The 20091-nt window shown below is 45.5% G+C and carries 11 protein-coding genes; 3 read left to right on the plus strand and 8 right to left on the minus strand.

The window, feature by feature from the left end; translation table 11 throughout:
• Positions 1 to 76 precede the first annotated feature (76 nt).
• Positions 77 to 847: a tetratricopeptide repeat protein gene (locus QUB25_RS23430; protein ID WP_333064120.1), complete on the minus strand. Its 771-nt coding sequence runs from the start codon at positions 845 to 847 to the stop codon at positions 77 to 79.
• 191 nt (positions 848 to 1038) lie between these two features.
• Here QUB25_RS23430 and QUB25_RS23435 point away from each other — a divergent pair, with 191 nt between their 5' ends.
• A complete protein-coding gene (locus tag QUB25_RS23435; protein WP_333039505.1) occupies positions 1039 to 1878 on the plus strand; it encodes a stomatin-like protein in 840 nt (279 codons plus the stop codon).
• Here QUB25_RS23435 and folP read toward each other — a convergent pair.
• From folP to QUB25_RS23460, 5 genes are all read right to left on the minus strand, one after another.
• A complete protein-coding gene (gene folP / locus QUB25_RS23440) occupies positions 1869 to 2738 on the minus strand; it encodes a dihydropteroate synthase (protein WP_333186641.1) in 870 nt (289 codons plus the stop codon). The two genes, QUB25_RS23435 and folP, sit on opposite strands and share 10 nt — an antisense overlap.
• A gap of 135 nt (positions 2739 to 2873) precedes the next feature.
• Positions 2874 to 3434, minus strand: coding sequence for a Uma2 family endonuclease (locus QUB25_RS23445; protein ID WP_333186643.1), 561 nt, complete (start codon positions 3432 to 3434; stop codon positions 2874 to 2876).
• Between the two features lie 115 nt (positions 3435 to 3549).
• A complete protein-coding gene (tpiA, locus tag QUB25_RS23450; RefSeq protein WP_333064152.1) occupies positions 3550 to 4275 on the minus strand; it encodes a triose-phosphate isomerase in 726 nt (241 codons plus the stop codon).
• Between the two features lie 75 nt (positions 4276 to 4350).
• Positions 4351 to 4536: a PCP reductase family protein gene (locus QUB25_RS23455; protein WP_006633749.1), complete on the minus strand. Its 186-nt coding sequence runs from the start codon at positions 4534 to 4536 to the stop codon at positions 4351 to 4353.
• A gap of 100 nt (positions 4537 to 4636) precedes the next feature.
• Complete coding sequence (locus tag QUB25_RS23460) at positions 4637 to 5605, minus strand: hypothetical protein (RefSeq protein ID WP_333186646.1); 969 nt, start codon at positions 5603 to 5605, stop codon at positions 4637 to 4639.
• Positions 5606 to 6455: 850 nt separating this feature from the next.
• Here QUB25_RS23460 and QUB25_RS23465 point away from each other — a divergent pair.
• Entirely contained in the window at positions 6456 to 7460 is a 1005-nt protein-coding gene (locus tag QUB25_RS23465; protein ID WP_333186649.1) for a PleD family two-component system response regulator, read from the plus strand.
• Between the two features lie 234 nt (positions 7461 to 7694).
• On the plus strand, positions 7695 to 13733 hold the full coding sequence (locus QUB25_RS23470) for a response regulator (RefSeq protein WP_445251980.1): 6039 nt from the start codon (positions 7695 to 7697) through the stop codon (positions 13731 to 13733).
• A gap of 312 nt (positions 13734 to 14045) precedes the next feature.
• On the opposite strand, the gene QUB25_RS23475 is transcribed toward QUB25_RS23470, so the two are convergent.
• Together QUB25_RS23475 and psbC are read right to left on the minus strand one after the other, a co-directional pair.
• Positions 14046 to 17903 (minus strand): GAF domain-containing protein, encoded by a 3858-nt coding sequence (locus QUB25_RS23475; protein WP_333186655.1) that lies wholly within the window; start codon positions 17901 to 17903, stop codon positions 14046 to 14048.
• Positions 17904 to 18471: 568 nt separating this feature from the next.
• A complete protein-coding gene (psbC, locus tag QUB25_RS23480; protein WP_333048188.1) occupies positions 18472 to 19851 on the minus strand; it encodes a photosystem II reaction center protein CP43 in 1380 nt (459 codons plus the stop codon).
• Positions 19852 to 20091 lie beyond the last annotated feature (240 nt).

Genomic DNA, 20091 nt, shown 5'->3' on the forward strand with positions numbered 1-20091 from the left:
TTAACCGTCGCTAAACGCCCATTAACGCCGATCGCCAAAGATGTTTTTTCTTTCAATGGGCGATCGGCGGTTGAGTTTAGGAACCGCTCGACTGCGAATTAATTTCCTCCAAAATTTTATCTACTCTGTTAGCTGCTTGAGTTCTACCTTGCTTGATAAATAACTCCTTAGCTTTTGTCAGGCTGGCTACGGCCTCCGCTTGGTTTTCCTTGTCTCCTTGCTGGTACAAACCGACTCCTAAATTGTTTAAAGCATCGGGATATCGATCGTTAATTTTAACGGCTTGTCTCCACTGAACAATTGCCTCGGGCAACTGCCCCTGACTTGCCATCGCCACGCCTAAATCGTTGTGAGCTTTGGCGTGCTGCGGGTTGACTTCAATTGCTTTTTGGAATAGAACGATCGCATCGCTCATTTTACCTTGCCCCGACAGCATACTTCCCAACTTGTAATAAGCATCCGCTTCTTTGGGATAGCGAGCGATTAGTTGCCGGTACAAAGCTTCGGCATTGACAGCATTTCCTTGACCGTAAAGGTCGTTGGCAGTTCTCAAACCCATCGTGTAGCCTTTACCTACAACTTGGCACTTTTTCTCGGAGTTGCCTTCCTGCTTGCAAATCCTTAGTTCGTCTCCCTTCATCTCGTAGGACAGAACTTCTCGAACAGCAGGGCCTCGGCGCGGTGGCTGCAAGTTCTGCGACTGCAAGTTTTGCGAGAGTTGCAGGGCGATTGGCTCAGCTTGTGCCGGTTGCGCCGCTGCGACACTGCAGATTCCTGCACCCACCAAAATGCTTGGGGCAATCCACCTCAAAGGTTTGAACCAGCGAAACTCTCGATCGTTTTTCATGTCTTTTGTGGAAACGTGTTGTTGATATGCTGGGTTTCACTAGCGCCGTAAGAGTCGGAGCCGATGAGGCCCACCCGATGAAATAGTTAGTTATTAACAGTCGAGATATTTTAGCACTGTGTGGCCGAGTTTGAGTTAAATTAGAGTAGAATTCCGATCGATTCTCAGTCAACCTTAGCAGGAAAATAGAAATGGGGCAGTCTATTCTTACCATGCTCTTTGCGCTCATCCTCGGCTACGCTGTTAACTCAAGCGTCAAAATAGTCAGCGGTGGCGACGAAGCTTTAGTGGAACGTTTGGGTCAATACAAGCGCACCCTCAAGCCAGGATTCCACTTTATCAGCCCCCTGGTCGAAAAAGTCGTCTGCGTGGACACAAGCCGTGAAAGAGTTTTAGACATTAAACCTCAGTCAGCGATCACGGGAGATAATGTGGCTCTCGAAGTCGATGCCGTTGTGTATTGGCGGGTTGTGAATTTACAGAAAGCTTATTATGGAATCGATCAAATTGAAAATGCGATCGCCAACTTAGTTTTAACGACGTTTCGCGCTGAAATTGGTCGGTTGCCCATGCAAGACATCTTGGGTTCCCGAGATGACATGAATAAAAAGTTACTCAAAAAGTTGGACGAAGCTACCGAAACTTGGGGTGTCAAAGTAATTCGGGTGGAAATTCAAAGCATAACACCTCCGAAAAGGGTGCAAGAAGCTATGGAATTGGAGCGCGCCACCAAGAGCGAGTGGCAAGCAATGGTCAATAAGGCGATCGGCACTAAGGAGTACATGAGGCTCTTAGTTGAAGCTTTAGACTCTCATCCGAATAGCAAGCAAGTTTTGAATTACTTAGTAACCGAAAAATACTTAGACGCTCAACAAAAATTGGGCGAAAGCGACAACGCCAAAATTCTGTTTATGGACCCGAGGAGCATGAGCGAAGCTCTGGGCGAGCTGATGGGTTCTATGCCCGATGTGACGCCTCCTTCTGAGGGCAGGGAAATAACAGTTATCGAGACTAACACTTCTCAAGACTGATTCCTGAAGATAGCGTCGGCTACCTGAGAGACATCGCCCATTTCTCTGACATCGTGAACGCGCAAGATATCTGCCGAATTTGCGATCGCACCTGTACAAGCCGCCGCTGTCCCCCAAACTCTTTGTTTCGCTTCTGGCTGATTCAAAATGTGACCGATGAAGCTTTTTCGCGATACTCCGACTAAAATCGGACAGTTTAAAACACGGAATTTTTGCAAATCTCGCAGAATTTCTAAGTTTTGACTGTAAGTTTTGGCAAAGCCAATACCAGGGTCGAGAATTATTTGAGATTTGTCAATCCCCGCAGCCACTGCAGCAGCAATTCGCCTCTCGAAAAATTCCTTAATTTCTCCAATTAAATCCTGATAATCTGTCAGTTGTTGCATCGTCTGGGGAGTTCCCCGAATGTGCATTAAAATTATTGGCACTTTTAACTTAGCAACGGTTGACAGCATTTCCGAATCAAAAGTAGCTCCCGAAATATCGTTAATTATATCCGCTCCGGCCTCAACCGCAGCTTTCGCAACCTGCGCTCGGGTAGTATCGACCGAAATAGGAACTGAGCCAAAAATCTCGGCTTTTTGCCGCAGTATTTGTACGAGAGGTATAACGCGATCGATCTCCTCTGCTAAGGATATTTCCACTGCACCAGGCCGAGTAGATTGACCGCCAATATCAATAATATCAACTCCCGATTTTACCATGTTTTCCGCTTGCGCCAAAGCAGATTCTCTGGTATAGAAATCTCCGCCGTCGCTAAAACTGTCAGGGGTAACATTTAAAACGCCCATTAAATAAGTACGTTTTCCCCACTCGAAAACTTTATTTCTAATAATAATTTTTTCTGGGTTATTTGTCATGGCGAGCGGGGGATTTGAGATTTGACTGGACGCACGGGTAGCCAGAAACCGGGTTTTTCACGACAATATTTCGTTGTAACCCACAGATTCTGTAAAAAACCCGGTTTCTTTGATTATTAATGCGTTCAGGACTGTTCAACCAAAACTTAACCAGCTAAAAACAGTGTCAACTGTCAATTCTAATTCGATTTTATCAATGATTGGCAACAGAGCTGCACGTTTATACAGTTCTACTTTTTGTCCTGGAAATACTGCCAAAATACTCTCTTCTTCTGGGTCTAATAACCATCCCAACTCAGTTCCGTGTCGCGAACAGTGGAGTAAGTTACTCAGCACTTTTGTTTGGCTTTGGTTTGGAGAGAGAATTTCTATCGACCAGTCGGGATTAATGTCAAAGCGGTTAGCAATTCTACCCGACGGCAAAAAAGGAATTCTTTCCCATCGGAATACTGCTACATCTGGCACGATTGATACGCCGCCAAAAGTGCAGCGTAACTCGGGAAAAGCATTGGCAATTTTCCGAGTTTTCGCTACTTGATTGATAGTCTTGCAGAGTTCACCTTGAAGTACGCTGTGTTCACCTTGAGGCATGGGCTTCTGAATGATTTGTCCCTCAAGAAATTCTGAGGCCGGTTCAGTTTCAGGAAGTTTGAGGAACTCGTCTAAGGCTGGTTTGGGTTTAACGATCGCAGTCATAGGTTAATTCTCCCGATCCGAGAAACACTGAACGGCACATCACAATTGTAGGCGATCGCTGTTTAATTCCCGCCGCCCTTGTTCCAATTACCAATTAGCAATTACCAATTAGCAATTACTGATAATTGACAATTCGATCGAAGCTAGCAGCTTCCAAACTCGCCCCGCCTACCAGAACCCCGTCAATCTCAGGCATCGCCATAACTTCATCAATATTCTCCGGTTTAACAGAGCCGCCGTACTGAATTGGCACGTCAGGATTAGTCAATTTACTGCGAATCAAACCAATAACTCGGTTAGCTTCCTTCGTTTCGCAAGTATCGCCAGTGCCGATCGCCCAAATAGGCTCGTAAGCAATGACTAACTTATTTTGGTCAACATCAACCAAATCTTTTGCCAACTGAGAAAAAATGTGAGCTTCCGTTTCGCCTGCATCTCGCTGCTGCTTGGTTTCCCCAACGCACAGAATCGGAATTAAATCGTATTTCTGAGCAGCTTTCAGCCGCAAATTCACCGTTTCGTCAGTTTCCCCAAAATATTGGCGTCGCTCGCTGTGGCCGATAATGACATAACGGACACCAAGTTCACTGAGCATTGGCCCGGAAATTTCCCCAGTAAAAGCTCCAGACTCTTGCCAGTGGACGTTCTGAGCACCGAGTCTGATCCGGCTGCCGTGCAAATTTTTCGACAGGACAGCCAAGGAAGTGAAGGGAACGCAAAGCACGACTTCCCGTTCCTCTGGGGTTTCCGTCAGGCAGGACATGAATCCTTGAAGAAACTCTAGGGATTCTGCCCTAGTTTTGTACATTTTCCAGTTGCCAGCAATAACTATTTTCCGCACGGGTGACTCAGTAGCTCTGTGAACATCAAAATCAGGCAAATTATAGTGTAAAGCTTTAGGGTACCTTTCGAGCCCTTATTGCCCAAACTCGATGCGAGCTTGCTCAACTAAGTCAACGGTGACGACTTCGGTTTCGGCTTCGCGGGCCAACTGCTCGATGCGGACGCGAGCTTGTCCCCGGACAAAATAGGGAATATTTTTCAGCTTCGCCTTGGCTTCTGGCGTCCATTTTAGATCATCGGAAAATTCGGAATCGGGCATGGCGTATTGAGCGATCGACTACAAGCCTGCATGGATCTGGCTTTGATGGAAAGCCTGGATGTCTTAAATTTACCACGATTTGCGATCGGGCCACATCTTCTCACTCTGCCTTAAATTTGTTGCCTAAAATCGCCGACGCTTCTTGTAAAAGCTGATTCTGCTCTTGTCGAATTGCCTCCAACCTTGTCAAAATATTAGCAAGTCGTTCTTGAGACTCCAAACTGTTTGATTCAACTCCCCTCAATTGTTGTAAACCTGAATTATTTTTGTATTCGGGATTTTTTGAAACCAAGGAGTTTACAGCCACTTCACCGACATTACTTACAGATTTAGAGCCGAAACTCAAAACCCCTTGCATAAATTTTCCCGGGCTTTGCAGAATAAATAACCAGCTTTCTGCAAAAAATCTACCTAAAGCCTGAAAAAAGCCCAATATAATGAATATAAATATCAGGAACATTGCTAAAGATATCAGCGGATGACTCACCAACCAGAAGACTACAGGGTGAGCGTCAATCCAATCTTTGACAGTACCATTGATAGCACTTTTGATGGCATCTGAAGCCGCACCGCTCATATTTCCCGCCTTGTTAATGCTATCTTCTAATGAAGCCTTAGCCTTTTCTGTTGCTTGATTTACACTCTCTACAGCTTGGCTAGTGCTTTGATTCAGAGTATGGACCGCAGAGTTAGTAGTTTGATTAATAGTTTCTTTAGCAGTTGCCGCAGAGTGAGAAACAGCATCAACAGCTTTGTTGGTACTTTCACTGACGCGACTAACTGCTTGATTCGCGACTTCAGATATAGAAATTCTCGCTTTTTCGGTTTTCTCAGCTACAGTACCTAAAGCATTGTTCGTAGCTTGATTCACAGTATTAACGGCAGAATTCGTAGTTTGAGTCAGAGATTCTTTTGCGTGATACGCAGTTTCGGAGAGAGAAGATTTAGCTTGTGCTGTTGCTTCTGAAACAGAATTCACTGCTTTTCCGACTTTTTCAGTCCAAACTTCTTTCGTTTTTTGAACGCTTTGAGAAAAAATTTGAGAAAAATCAGGTCGTGCTACTTCCATAGTAAGTTACCTCCATCAAGTTAATTTACTCTTTCCCAGTGATTATAGTAGAGCTTCTATTTTTAATAGGGGGACTTTAGCAAAAAATTGAGTGAGAAATAAAGCTAATATATATAGAGTCAACTTTTGAGCTTAGTCTCTTTCCTGATGAAATCTGATGAGATCAACAGTTGGGACATCCATGCTCCCATGCTTTGAAAGATGATGCCAACGCTTTGACGATGTGTTCCCTACTCAACCCCAAAGACAGCAGTTTAGACACTATCTGGGGGATTATTGGGAGAAAAAAGAGAAAAAACCTATCCCAGCTCGCGCAGAACTCTGTAAAGGTTTCTTAACAAAGCTTACGCTTTTTTGCAGTCAGAGCTTCCTGGTGCTAACAAACGCTCAACCAAGGGCGAAGCGATACGTGATAGTGTGACCATCAGATGTATTCCCCAAAAATAGCTCGGACGATCGCTCAAAGATGAGGGAGGAATTTGATGCACCTGAAAAAGTCTGAATTAATTTAAAAAATATAGCATATTATCCCACCGACGATCGCGGGATAACAGGTGATCGTTCGTCAAAGCTCGCTTGACGTTGTAAAAACAGTTTAATGCCCCCAAGAATAATTACATATTTACAAATATTAGCGCGAGTTACCGGATTTTATATCTCCGAAAAAAAGCGATAAATTTTAAGTAGACTGTGGCTGTTGGTTTAACCAACCCGAAGCTGTCTAGGATGTTGTTGCGGAAGCTGATATGGTGTATAATTTATGACATATTTTCCCCATTTTAACTTTCCATCCCAAGCTCAAAATATGCTAGGCTAGAATGTTTCCAAAGCTTGAGATACACAATGACGTATGTATCAATCATTAGAAGAGTCAGCCATTTCGAGTAAGGCATCTACGGAACCGTCCTCTCTAATTCTCATTGTGGATGACGATGCCTTGATGCGTTTGCAACTTCGACTGTATTTACAGAAGGAAAAATACCGAGTGGCCGAAGCTAATGATGGGTTGACAGGGCTAGCAGCTTATGAGGAATTAAATCCAGACCTGATCCTGCTAGATGCAGTGATGCCTACGATGGATGGTTTTGCTTGTTGTCAAAAATTATCTGAAGTGCCTGAGAGCGATCGCCCACCTATTTTGATGATTACTAGCTTAGAAGACAAAGAATCTGTCGATCGAGCGTTTGCAGCGGGAGCGGCTGACTATATCACTAAGCCGATTCACTGGGCTGTTCTGCGACAGAGAGTGCGACGGTTGATTCAGCAATTCCACTTGCAACAGCAACAAACCCTACTTTACAAACAGCTAGAAGCCGCCAATCGGCAATTAAAATACCTCGCGTCAATTGACGGCTTGACTCAGATTGCCAATCGCCGTCAGTTTGACCAACAGCTAGAGGAGGAGTGGCGACGCATGACGAGGCAGCAAACTCCTTTGTCACTGATTTTGTGTGATATCGATTTGTTCAAGCCTTACAACGATACTTATGGACACCAAGCAGGGGATCTATGTTTAAAGCAAGTTGCGGCAGCTCTCAATTGCAGTATTAATCGAGCTGGAGATTTAGTAGCACGTTATGGAGGTGAAGAATTTGTAGTGATTTTGCCCGAAACAGAGCTGGAGGGAGCCGTCCAAATAGTTAAAAAAATTCAGGCTCGGATCCAAGCTTTAGCAATAGTCCATAAGAGTTCTCCGAATCATTGCATTACCCTCAGCTTCGGTATTACCACTGTGATTCCCACCCAAGAGAGCCTGCCAGAAACTTTAATTACTGCTGCCGATGCAGCACTTTATCAAGCCAAAGACCAAGGTCGTAATACTTTTTGTACCAAGACTCATACAGTTAATGAGTGAACTAATTAAATCATAAGAGTAAAAACTAAGCCTCTTGTAATTTGGAATAATTTTTTCTTAAAAGTTTAGCGAAATATCAAGTCCTGCATGAGTAAGCCTTGATTGCTGATTGAAAGCTTAAATAATCGGTGGTGCGATCTTCATAGAAACTGTCAGGTAAATAACTGATCGGCTCTAGGGCGCTTTTTTTATCGGAATCAGGTCATATTCAGCAACTAGCGATTATAAAAGTTTATGGGAGGGTCTAGCTCAGTGCGTGATAAAAGATGGTTAGGTGCGATCGCCCTTCTCACTGTTGCGGGTTTTCTGGGCAACTATTTCAGTGTGTCTCTTTTATTTGGGGTTGATTTCCTCTTTGGCAGTATTGCAATACTGATTATTGCTTACTATTTCGGCTGGGGCTGGGGAGGCTTGGCTGGTCTAATAGCAGGCAGCTATACTTATTTCCTTTGGAATCATCCATACGCCACGATTATTTTGGTAATTGAGGCTCTGTTTGTAGGGTTTCTTTGCAAGAATCGCAAACATCCGAACCTCCTTTTATTCGATGGGATTTACTGGTTATTAATTGGAATGCCCCTCGTTTGGCTTTTCTACGGTCAAATGATGCACATGGACGCGAATCAGGCCATCCTCGTTATGTGCAAACAAGCAACCAACGGCATTTTTAATGCCTTAGTTGCCAGCTTAATCATTTCTTATGCGCCGATTCCTCGGTGGGTTAGTCATTCAAAGCGTCTTTCTGCTGTCTCTTTAAAACAAACTATTTTTCATCTGTTGGTTGCTTTTGTGTTTATTCCAGCACTTCTCCTATTAGTTTTTGATGGTAGATACTTTCTGGGTCAAATCCAAACGACGGTGCAAACGGAGTTACAAACAAACGCAACAACTCTCACTAGCGCAATATCTAGATGGCATCAGCGACATCTCTTAGCTTTGAATACATTAGCTGAAACATCGCTCATCCCTGAAGCATACACTGCTGCTAATACAGCGATTAAATCATCGGAGCAGATACAAAAAAACATTAGTCTGGTCGAGCAGTTGTTGCCAGATTTTGACAAAATTTATGCTGCCGATTCATCGGGAAGAATTTTAGCTACTTCTTCTCCTTTTAATCAAACCCGTCGGCGGTTGATCGAAGAAAGCAGGGAACATAAATCTCTCATTATCCTGGCTCAAGAGCGCTCAAGACCTTGGATGACTTCTATCCACAAAGATTTATTAATGGACGAACCTCATGTAGGATTGAATGTACCCCTGCAAGTTGAAGGTCGTTTTCTTGGGGTGATCCACGGTTCATTAGGATTGAGCAAGCTCAAATCTCTCTACATTTTCCAGAGAAACGATCGGCAATTACGCATTACATTGCTCGATGAAAACAACCGAGTCATTGCGAGTAATCAATCCGACCAAAAGCTTTTGACCAGGGTTCAGGAGTCTAAGAACGGCAGCACTCGCACCTTAGAGGGAACCTTCCAGCAGTGGCTTCCTAGCAATGGCAACAATCCGATGATCCGTTGGAAAAACTCTCTGTATATAGAGGAATTTACAATTAGCTCCGATCTGGTGGACTGGATATTACGCTTAGAAATTCCAGCCACCCCTTATGTAGAAAATTTACAAAATCGTTACAAGGCTGACTTGATTATTCTACTCGTCATCACAATGTTGGCATTTTTGTTTGCAACGCTGGTTAGCGAACGACTGGTCAAGCCATTATCCTATTTAGCTCTTGCGACTACTGACTTACCCAACAAGCTTTCTGAAGAAACATTTGAATGGAAACATAGCCCTGTTACTGAAATCAATGAGCTTGCTATAAATTTTCAATTGATGGCGATCGCACTCAATCAAAAGTTTAGGGAGATTACACAAGCCAACGCTACATTAGAACAGCGGGTTCAAGAACGAACGCAAAGATTATCCAAAATCAATCGCTCTCTGAAAGCTGAAATTAAGAGACGTAAACAAGCCGAAGCTGAACTAAGAACAAGAGAGGCGGCGATACGAGCTTTATATGAAGTCACTGCTACCCAAAATCTCAATTTTGAGCAGCGTATCCAAGCGTTGATTGACATGGGATGTCAGAATTTTGGGCTTGCAAGTGGCATCTTGGCTCGTGTGCAAGATAATACTTATGAGGTGATGGTTGCACGATCGCCCGATCGACTCCTGAAACCAGGTGATGTCTTTAATATTAAGCAAACTTTGTGCTGTGAAGCTTTAGACACAAATGAACCCCTAACCATCGAACATATAGGCACCTCAAAATGGCGTTACCATCCTGCCTATCTTGCCCTTGGCATAGAAGCTTATATTGGAACACGAGTGTTAGTTGCAGGCAAAGTCTACAGTACCCTCAGCTTTTCTAGTAAATCTCCCCGTGCAGACAGCTTTAAATCTGCCCATGTAGAATTACTGAAACTGATGGCTCAATGGATTGGTAGTGAAATTGAACGGCATCAGGCAGAAGTCGCTCTGCAAGCGAGTGAAGAGCGGTGGGAACTCGCCCTACGTGGTAGTAATGATGGGGTATGGGATTGGCACGTCAACACCAATGAAGTATTCTTCTCCGCTCGCTGGAAAGAGATGTTGGGCTACGAAGACCATGAACTCCCTAATCACCTGGATGAATGGAGCAAGCGGGTGCATCCCAATGATCTCGATTGGGTGATGCAAGTAATTCAAGATCACTTTGAGGGCAAAACTCCCTTTTATATTACAGAACATCGATTGCTTTGCAAGGATGGGAGCTACAAATGGATTTTAGCTCGAGGGCAAGCGCTTTTGGATGAAGCGGGCAAAGTTGTCCGTATGACTGGTTCTCACAGCGATACTACCGAGCGCAAAAAGTTGGAGCAGGAAATTCAAGCCAGAGAGCAATTATTAAATGCTTTCTTTAACGGAGCTTCCCTAGCAGGGGTGGGGCTGTGTATCTACGATCGGCAGTTTCGATTTTTACAAATCAATGAGGCACTAGCTGAAATTAATGGCCACTCTGTCGAGGCTCACTTAGGTAAGACAACCGATGAGATTTTGGGGGAATTTGCTCCTGGTGTAAATGCACTGTTACAACAGGTTTTAACGACAGGAAAACCTTCCATCAACTTGGAAATTAGGACAGAAGTATCCAGTCAAACTGCTGCCCAGCGCTACTGGCTAACTTCTCATTTCCCCATTTTCAAGGATGCAGAGCAGCCTGTAGCAGTGGGTTGCATTCTGATTGAAATTAGCGATCGCAAACGAGCCGAAGCGGAACTGCAACAAATGAGTGCGGCGCTAGAAAATGCTGTGGCAGGCATTTCTCGGCTGGACTCTCAAGGACGCTATATGTCTGTCAATATGACTTATGCTGCCATCTGTGGATATGGGCATGAGGAAATGCTAGGGATGGAATGGCAAAGAACCGTTCATCCTGAAGATGTTGAGAAGATGGTGGCTGCTTATCAGCAAATGTTGAGGGACGGCAGAGTCGAAGCGGAAGCTAGGGGAATGCGAAAAAATGGCTCTAGCTTCTATAAACAAGTGGTGATGGTCTCTGCTTATGACGAGCAAAATGTGTTGGTCGGGCATCACTGCTTCATGAAGGATATTACCGATCGCAAGCAGGCAGAAGAAGCACTACAACGACAATTGGAAAAAGCCCTACTGCTGAAGCAAATTACCCAAGAAATTCGTCAAAGCCTCAATGCTCAGCAGATATTTGAAACGGCCGCTGTTCAGATTGGGCAAGCTTTTGGGGCCAGTCGCTGCTTAATTCGCACATACCTGGACAACCCACAGCCTCAGTTTCCTGTCGTTGCAGAGTATCTAGGAGTGGGATATGCACCCAGCGGGGAGCATGACATTCTGGCCGCGAGTCATGCTTATACCCAACAGTTGATGGCTCAAGATAAAGCTATCGCCTCCCCGGATGTCTACTGCGATTCATTCCTCACCTGTGCTCATTCAATTTGTACCAGTCTCAATTTGAGATCGACATTAGCAGTGCGAACCTCTTACCAAGGAGAACCGAATGGTGCCATTTGTTTGCACCAGTGCGATCGTTACCGTCAGTGGACCGCCGATCAAGTGGAGTTGCTAGAATCAGTGGCTGCTCAAGTAGGAATTGCCCTAGCTCAAGCCAAATTACTAGAGCAAGAAACTCGACAACGAGAAGAATTAACTCTGAAAAACTTTGCTTTGGAGCAAACTAGGCGGGAAGCAGAAGCAGCGAGCCGAGCCAAAAGTGAGTTCCTGGCGATGATGAGCCATGAAATTCGCACTCCCATGAATGCGGTTATTGGTATGACGGGACTACTGCTCGATACACAACTCAAGGCTCAACAGCGAGACTTTATCGAGACGATTCGTAATAGTGGGGATACCCTTCTGAGTATCATCAACGACATCCTTGACTTCTCCAAAATTGAGTCGGGCAAGCTGGAGTTAGAAAAGCATCCTTTGAGCTTGAGAGATTGCATAGAAAATGCGATCGACCAACTTGCAGTTAAAGCAGATGAGAAGGATATTGAGTTGGGCTACCTCATCCAGCCTCAGACTCCTAAGTTGATTTTGGGTGATGTCACCCGTCTCCGTCAGATTCTAGTTAACTTGCTCAACAATGCGATTAAGTTTACTGAAGCTGGGGAAGTTACGATTTCCGTAAAAGCCTCTCTAGTTGATTCTGACAAAACAATTTCTGAGCCAGGGAACTTGTCAGAAAGCTTGTATGAAATCCAGTTTGCTATTCAAGACACAGGCATTGGTATTCCAGCCAACCGGCTCGATCGACTGTTCAAGTCTTTTAGTCAAGTAGATGCTTCGACGACTCGGCAGTATGGAGGGACTGGTTTAGGTCTGGCGATTAGTAAGCGACTTACTGAAACGATGAACGGCATGATGTGGGTTGAGAGTTCCGGCCACGTCGGAGGAACCCCTTCACCCAAATGGCAAGCCGCTAAGCCTCATCGAGTCACAATGGGTTCGACCTTCTACTTCACGATTGTGGCATCCTCTGTTGCTACTGAGTTAGCCGAACCGATTGAAATGCTACCAGAACTATCTGGCAAGCATTTATTAATCGTGGATGATCTGGCGACTAACCGACAAATTCTGACGTTGCAAGCTGAGACTTGGGGGATGCAGATTCGCGCTGCCCAATCGGCGGTGGAAGCGCTCAACTGGCTTGAGAATGGAGAAACGTTTGATGTCGCTATTTTAGATATGCAAATGCCACAAATGGACGGCTTCACACTCGCCTCAGCCATCCACCAGCATCCTAAGTGCCACCGTTTACCCCTGGTGATGCTGACTTCAATGGGCAAACCAGAAGTGAGTTCTGAAGAACTCTCCACCCACTTTGCGGCTTGTTTAAGCAAACCTATCAAACAATCCCAACTTTATGAAGTCCTGACCCAGGTGCTACAAGCCCAACCGACGAAAGTTCAACAGCGCCCCCCGAGCTCTGTTCAGGATGATATTAAACTTGCCCAGAGACTTCCACTGCGAATTCTGTTAGCAGAGGATAATCTGGTGAATCAGAAGGTGGCACTGCTGCTGTTAGAGCGTTTGGGATACCGGGCCGATGTTGCTGCCAATGGATTAGAAGTTTTGGAAGCCCTGAATCGCCAGCCTTATGATGTAGTGCTGATGGATGTACAAATGCCAGAGATGGATGGACTAGAAACCAGCCGTCGTATTTGCCAGGAGTGGCCGGCTCATGCTCGTCCCTGGATTATTGCAATGACGGCAAATGCCATGCAGGGCGATCGCCAGGTTTGTCTTGATGCTGGCATGAATGACTATATCAGTAAACCAATTCGAGTAGATGCTCTCATCCAAGCGCTGAGTCAGTGTCCACCCAACCCGGAACCGCAGCAGGCCCAAAAGGAGGAATCAGATAGCCACAAGCCAGAAATTGATATGCCAGCGGTTAACCTCACTGAACTGCAAGCCTTCTGTAGCAGCATCGATCAAGATTCAACCCAGATTTTGAGCTTGCTGGCGAACTGCTACTTTGAGGAATCTCTAAAGTTGCTACAAGCTATGAAATTAGCGATTGCCCAAGCGGATACTCAAACCCTAAAGCGAGTGGCTCATACCCTCAAAGGCAGTAGTGCGAATCTAAGCGCGGCTCCTCTGGCCAAGCTTTGTGCCACGCTAGAAGTTATGAGTACCTCTGGTGAACTAGATCGAGCCTCAAGCCTTTTGGCTCAAATCGAGGGTGAGTACGATCGTGTCAAGAATACTCTCCAACAAGAGCTACAAAAGAGCGAAACTAATCTATGAAAGTCAATTAAATAGGCATCTTTTTGCATCAGGACTTAGGCAACTGTCACCCGCGATGCCGCAAGGTGCCTATGCGATATCATACCCACGATCAAGCCTGATTCCAAATCTGTCAGCATCGAAATTATTCATATATTTCTTCTCGACCTCTGCGTGAATCAGCGTCAATCCCTTGTCATCTGTGGCCAGAGAAATTCTATTTTTTTTACCGCCGATGAGGGCAGATAAACATAGATTAATACACATGAATTATATCAATTTCGGCTGCACCCTTCGTGATTGTTGACTGTTGACTGAATTTTACAATAATGATTAATGACTAATGACTGCTGGCTGCCGTCGAAGCGGAATCTCGATCACAAACTCAGTACCTTTCCCCAATTCCGAATTGCATTTTAAAACCCCTCCGTGTTTCTCTACCACAATTTGGTAACTAATTGACAGTCCCAATCCAGTACCTTTCCCAACTGGCTTAGTCGTGAAAAAAGGGTCAAATATGCGTTGTCTCATAGATTCCGTAATTCCGGTACCGTTATCAGAAATCCGAATCACCGCGCTAGGAATAGTACCATTAAGTTGACCGACAGCAGTAGATATTTTAATTTGAGGAATTACAGATTGACCAGCGAGCAACTTGTGCGATTCCAAAGCATCGATCGCATTTCCAATAACATTCATAAATACCTGATTCAACTGTCCAGCATAACACTCAACTCGAGGCAAAATGCCGTATTCTTTCACTAGCACAATGTTTGGACTGTCGGCATTAGATTTCAGCCTGTGCTGTAAAATTAACAGCGTGCTGTCAATGCCCTCGTGAATATCAACCGCCTTCATTTGACTTTCGTCAAGACGAGAGAAATTCCTTAAAGACAGAACTATTTGACGGATGCGATCGGCTCCCACCTTCATTGAGGATAGCAATTTTGGCAAATCTTCTAGCAAAAATTCCAAGTCAATATCTTCACTCAATTTGTCTATTTCAGGACTATAAGCGGGATATTGCTGCTGGTAAAGTTCAAGCAAACTCAGTAAGCTAGCAGTATATTCACTAGCGTGATTGAGATTGCCGTAAATAAAATTAACCGGATTGTTGATTTCGTGAGCAATTCCGGCTACCAGTTGCCCCAAACCAGACATTTTTTCAGTTTGAATCAATTGAGCTTGAGTGTGCTGCAAATCCTTTAAACTTTGAGCGATTTGTTCTGCTTGGCGTCTAGTTTGAGCCAGCAAATCGGCTTGTTGGATAGCAACGCCTAATTGATTAGCAATCTGAGCTAAAAAGTTAACTTCTGAACTTTCCCAACAGCGGGGCTCAGAATGTTGATACGCTGTCAGCAAACCCCAAAGTCCTTGTCCTACAAAAATCGGCGCGATCGCATAACCCTTCACCTGAAATTTCTCTAAAATACCGACAACACACTCCGAGTGGCCAACTTGATAGATATCGTCTACGGCTAGAGTTTCATTATTGGCATATCTGCCGCCTCGGTTTTCCTGCAAATAAGTATCTTGCCAAACTGTACTAATACCTTCCCCTACCAATTTTATCCAGCCATCTTTCACAAACTCGGCAACATAATAGCCACTCCAATCAGGATTAAATTGATAGACAGCAATTCTATCAACTTGCATAAACTGACAAACTTCTTGGGTTGCAGTCTTAAAAATCGCGTTGATATCGAGAGATTGTCGAATCTTAGCCACCACTTCAAACAGTATTCGCTGTTGCTCGGCTGCCCACTGCAAATCAACTGATTGCTGCCGCGTTTTAGCCAACAAATCTGCTTGTTCTAATCCTACACTCAACTGAATTCCAACTTGCCTAGCAAACTGAATTTCCGAAGTGTTCCAATGGCGCAAACCGCTGCACTGGTGCACGCACAGCAAACCCCAAAGTTCGCTGCCATTCATCAGCGGCATAATCACCTGAGCTCTAATTTGAAATTGAGCTAAAAGAGCAGCATGGCAGTCTGAGAGTCCAGCATTTTCGACATCTGATAGCACTTGAATCTGTCCCTGACTATATTTTTTGGCATAGTTTTCGCTAAAGAAATGATCGCGAACTTTTACATTCATTGCCGAAGAAAAACCAGGCAAAACATCTTCGATAATAAATTCGCCTTCATTAAAGTTTAAACTAGGATCAAAGCGATAAATGCCAACTCTATCTGCCTTTAATATCCGCCGCAATTCTGTAGTTGTAGTACGAAAAATTGTATCTAAATCGAGAGATTGTCGAATTTTAGCAACTACCTCAAACAGTATTCGCTCCTGCTCTGCTGCCCGGTGCAACTCAACTGCTTGCTGCTGAGTTTGAGCTAGCAAATCTGCTTGTTCTAAAGCGATGCTTAGCTGAGCGGAAATTTGGCTAGCAAATTTAATTTCAGAAGATTCCCAGTTGCGGGGAGCCGAACATTGGTGTACGCACAGCAACCCCCAAAGGTGGTTGCCTTTCATAATCGGTGCAACTAAAGTAGCTTTGACCTGAAATTGCTCCAAGACTTTGTGAAAGCAATCTTGCAGTCCGGCCTGTCTGATGTCGGACATGGCGTGAATTCGCCCCTGAGAGTAGAGATTGGCGTAGTTTTCTCCAAAGCAGCGATCGTGCACTTTGACTGCCATTGCTGACACAAAATCTGGCAAAACATCTTCGGAAACGAATTCGCCGTCGTTAAATTCTGATGCGGAATCGAAGCGGTAAACCGCAACTCTATCGGCATTTAAAGCCCGCCGCACTTCCTGGGACATCGTGCTAAAAATTTTGTTCAAGTCGAGGGATTTCCGCATTTTTGCCACCACCTCAAACAGCACTCGTTGCTGTTGGGTCAACTGCTGTAGTTGAGCGGTGCGCTTTTGAACTTGATTTTCTAAATTTGTGTTAAGTTCATCTATTTGTTGATCGAGTTGGTAGTGGTTAATAGCATTAGAAAAGTGCGTGCCAAAAATTTGGAGCAATTCAATTTCTTCAGCCTTCCATTCGCGAATTTGGGCAGTTTTTGACTCTTTCCACGCTTCAAAAGATATCCGAGATTGGGCGAGCCGCTCGTCGCTATCAAACTGTCTAGCCCAGAGAGTTTCGGTGTCAAATTCTTCTCGAAAAATGGTTAAGTAACCGAATATGTGCTGGCGGGTTCTGAGCGGTACGATTAAAATGCTGCGAATTTTGGTCGATCGAAATGCAGGTTGCAGGCTTCTCAAACTGCTAATTTGGTACAAGTCGGAAATTGCCCAAACCTGTTGCTCGCCGGATTTAAAATATTCGTGCCAGACGCTGTATTGCTCAACCTGCGGGTATTTTGCCGAAATTTGCATCTTCGGCCCTGAGCCGCAAGTGTAGACTGTGAGTTCCCGATTCGAGTTATCCGAATAGGGAACTAGATTCGTCACCTTGCTGCTGTCGGAAATGAATGGCGTGGCAAAAATGCACAGCCTGCCGCCGGCGGCGTCTAGTGCTGCTACCGATTCTACCAAAGCTGTTTGGAGTTCAATCGCCGGCTGGGAGTTAAGGGCTGCGGCGACGCGGTTGACGGCAGCTTCCCGTTGAGCTTTCGCCCTCGCTTGGGCGAGGAGGGTTGATTGGGCTATGGCGACGCCGAGCTGATCTGCCACCATCTGAACGCCTTGGAGTTCGTTTTCTCCCACACTCCGGGACTCGGAGTGATGAGATACCAACAACCCCCAGAATTCTTCGCCGTGAAAAATTGGTACTACCAAGCAAGCCTTGACGCCCAGTGCAGTCAAGTATTCAGCGTGGCAGGGGTCAACCGCACGAAAGCGCATTTCGTCGGGCAGCAGTTGGCCGGAAACTGCCTCGCGGCGGGGACTTTGGCCTAGCTGCCCGGAATCTATATCGACGATTGATCGCACCTGTAGTTGGGCGAACAGTTCGCGGGCGTGAGGGGGAATATCGTCTGCTGGAAAATGCAGACCCAATAGGGATGGCAAGCGGTTGCCGTTAATTGATTCGGCAATCACTTCACCGCTACCGTCGCTATGAAATTTGTAGATTTTTACTCTGTCTGTTCCCAAGAAGGATTGAACTTCCGCTGCTGTTGCGCTCAGAATTTCGGGTAGTTCTAGAGAGCGGCGAATGCGGTTGGCGATGCGTTCGAGCAAATTTGCTCGATCGAACCTCACCTTGACATTTTCGATCTTTAATGAGTCCATTATTAATCTTTTGCTTTCCTAGCAATAATAGTAAGCGGCCCAAAAGTTTTGTGCCTGTTAAAAAATTCGGCAAGCACAGCCATTTAATAAAATATAAATATCCTGATGGCGATCGTCGATTAGTTTTGCACCTGTAGCAATCTGCCTTAAAATTGCAAGTTTTCAGTGCAACTTTCCATTGTGTGGGATTAAAACTTTTGTACTTTAAATATAAACTTTGTCGAGCCTGCCTTGCAAGGCACATACCCCAACGGATTAAAATTGTCAAGTTTCAAGACTTGTAGAGTCATTCACCGCCAGCGATGAAGGTCGCACCGAAATATCTCAGCCCTAGATGCAAAAGATCGCTCAGGAACGAGCTGACGGAAAGAAACAGGATTGAATTCAACAGCTTAACTCAGAAACCGGGTTTCTACGTCTTGGATTGTATCTGCTGCTAGCGGGTTCGGAGAACAGTCGATCGACAATCCGGAGCTTTTTCAGATATTATTTGCTCAAAAAAAAGCTCCTGCAGTTAAGCAGGAGCCTTTTTCAACTAGACAATCAAATCAGAAATAAGTTCGATCGATTAGTCTAAGTCTGGCATAGAAAGTACCGCTTCATTTTCGCGATCGATACCCTTCTCAAAGCCAGCGACAGCCGCGCGAGCGCGACCAGCGTGCCACAAGTGGCCGACCAAGAAGAAGAAACCCATCACAAAGTGGAAACAGGACAGCCAAGAACGAGGAGAAGTGAAGTTAAACGAGTTAACTTCAGTCGCCACACCGCCCACAGAGTTCAAAGAACCCAGAGGAGCGTGAGTCATGTACTCAGCCGCGCGGCGAGCTTGCCAAGGCTGAATGTCATTCTTGATTTTGTTCAAGTCCAAACCGTTAGTACCGCGCAAGGGTTCCAACCAAGGGCCTTGGAAATCCCAGAAACGCATCGTTTCACCGCCGAAAATGATTTCGCCAGTAGGAGAGCGCATCAGGTATTTACCCAGACCGGTGGGGCCTTGTGCAGAACCGACGTTAGCACCCAAGCGTTGGTCGCGGATCAGGAAGGTCAAAGCTTGCGCTTGAGAAGCTTCCGGGCCTGTCGGACCGTAGAATTCGCTGGGGTAAGCAGTGTTGTTGAACCAGACAAAGCAGCAAGCGATGAAGCCCATCAGGGACAAAGCGCCCAAGCTGTAAGACAGGTAAGCTTCGCCAGACCAGATTAAGGCGCGGCGAGCCCAGCCGAAAGGCTTGGTCAAAATGTGCCAAACACCGCCAGCGATACAAATCAGGCCGAGCCAGATGTGACCGCCGATAATGTCTTCCATGTTGTTGACGCTGACAATCCAGCCTTCGCCACCAAAAGGAGAGCGTACCAAGTAGCCAAAAATCACAGCCGGATTCAGAGTGGGGTTCGTGATAATACGCACGTCACCGCCGCCCGGAGCCCAAGTGTCATAGACACCGCCGAAGAACATGGCCTTAGCTACCAGCAGCAGAGCGCCACATCCTAACAGAATCAGGTGGTAGCCGATGATATTGGTCATCTGGTTCTTATCTTTCCAGTCGTAGCCGAAGAACGAAGAGTATTCTTCGAGAACTTCTGGGCCGCGAACGGCGTGATAAATGCCGCCCAAACCAAGAACAGCAGATGAAATCAAGTGAAGAACGCCGACTACGAAGAACGGGAAGATATCCGTAACTTCACCGCCGGGGCCGACGCCCCAACCCAAAGTAGCGATGTGGGGCATCAAGATTAAGCCCTGTTCGTACATGGGCTTTTCTGGGATAAAGTGAGCGACTTCAAACAAAGTCATTGCACCGGCCCAGAAAACGATCAAGCCAGAGTGAGCGACGTGGGCGCCCAGCAGTTTGCCGGAGAGATTGATCAAACGAGCGTTGCCAGACCACCAAGCGAACCCGGAGGATTCTTGGTCGCGACCGCTTGCGTAGGAATTAGAGAGCGTTACCACCCGGTAGAACCTCCAACGATTTTAGATTTTGGATTTTGGGTTTTTTTGTTCCCTAGTAGGGCACGGTATCACCGCGCCTGCGCCGGGGAATAGGGATTTGGATTTCAGATTAGTTTAAAAAATTTAAATTAATCTGAAATCCAAATCCTGATTTTTTTAAAGTGCGTTACCGCGAGGCAGAACTTCTTCAGGGAAGATGAAGTTTTCGTGGGGTTGGTCCGTAGGAGCCATCCAAGCACG

Origin of the sequence: Microcoleus sp. B3-D7, assembly GCF_036705305.1 — a bacterium.
Classification (GTDB): Bacteria; Cyanobacteriota; Cyanobacteriia; order Cyanobacteriales; family Microcoleaceae; genus Microcoleus.

What these genes read in the sequence shown, in the direction of transcription:
- QUB25_RS23430 (WP_333064120.1), bottom strand. Translation starts at nt 847, where the DNA reads ATGAAAAACGATCGAGAGTTTCGCTGGTTCAAACCTTTGAGGTGGATT.
- QUB25_RS23435 (WP_333039505.1), top strand. Translation starts at nt 1,039, where the DNA reads ATGGGGCAGTCTATTCTTACCATGCTCTTTGCGCTCATCCTCGGCTAC.
- folP (WP_333186641.1), bottom strand. Translation starts at nt 2,738, where the DNA reads ATGACAAATAACCCAGAAAAAATTATTATTAGAAATAAAGTTTTCGAG.
- QUB25_RS23445 (WP_333186643.1), bottom strand. Translation starts at nt 3,434, where the DNA reads ATGACTGCGATCGTTAAACCCAAACCAGCCTTAGACGAGTTCCTCAAA.
- QUB25_RS23455 (WP_006633749.1), bottom strand. Translation starts at nt 4,536, where the DNA reads ATGCCCGATTCCGAATTTTCCGATGATCTAAAATGGACGCCAGAAGCC.
- QUB25_RS23460 (WP_333186646.1), bottom strand. Translation starts at nt 5,605, where the DNA reads ATGGAAGTAGCACGACCTGATTTTTCTCAAATTTTTTCTCAAAGCGTT.
- QUB25_RS23465 (WP_333186649.1), top strand. Translation starts at nt 6,456, where the DNA reads ATGTATCAATCATTAGAAGAGTCAGCCATTTCGAGTAAGGCATCTACG.
- QUB25_RS23470 (WP_445251980.1), top strand. Translation starts at nt 7,695, where the DNA reads ATGGGAGGGTCTAGCTCAGTGCGTGATAAAAGATGGTTAGGTGCGATC.
- QUB25_RS23475 (WP_333186655.1), bottom strand. Translation starts at nt 17,903, where the DNA reads ATGGACTCATTAAAGATCGAAAATGTCAAGGTGAGGTTCGATCGAGCA.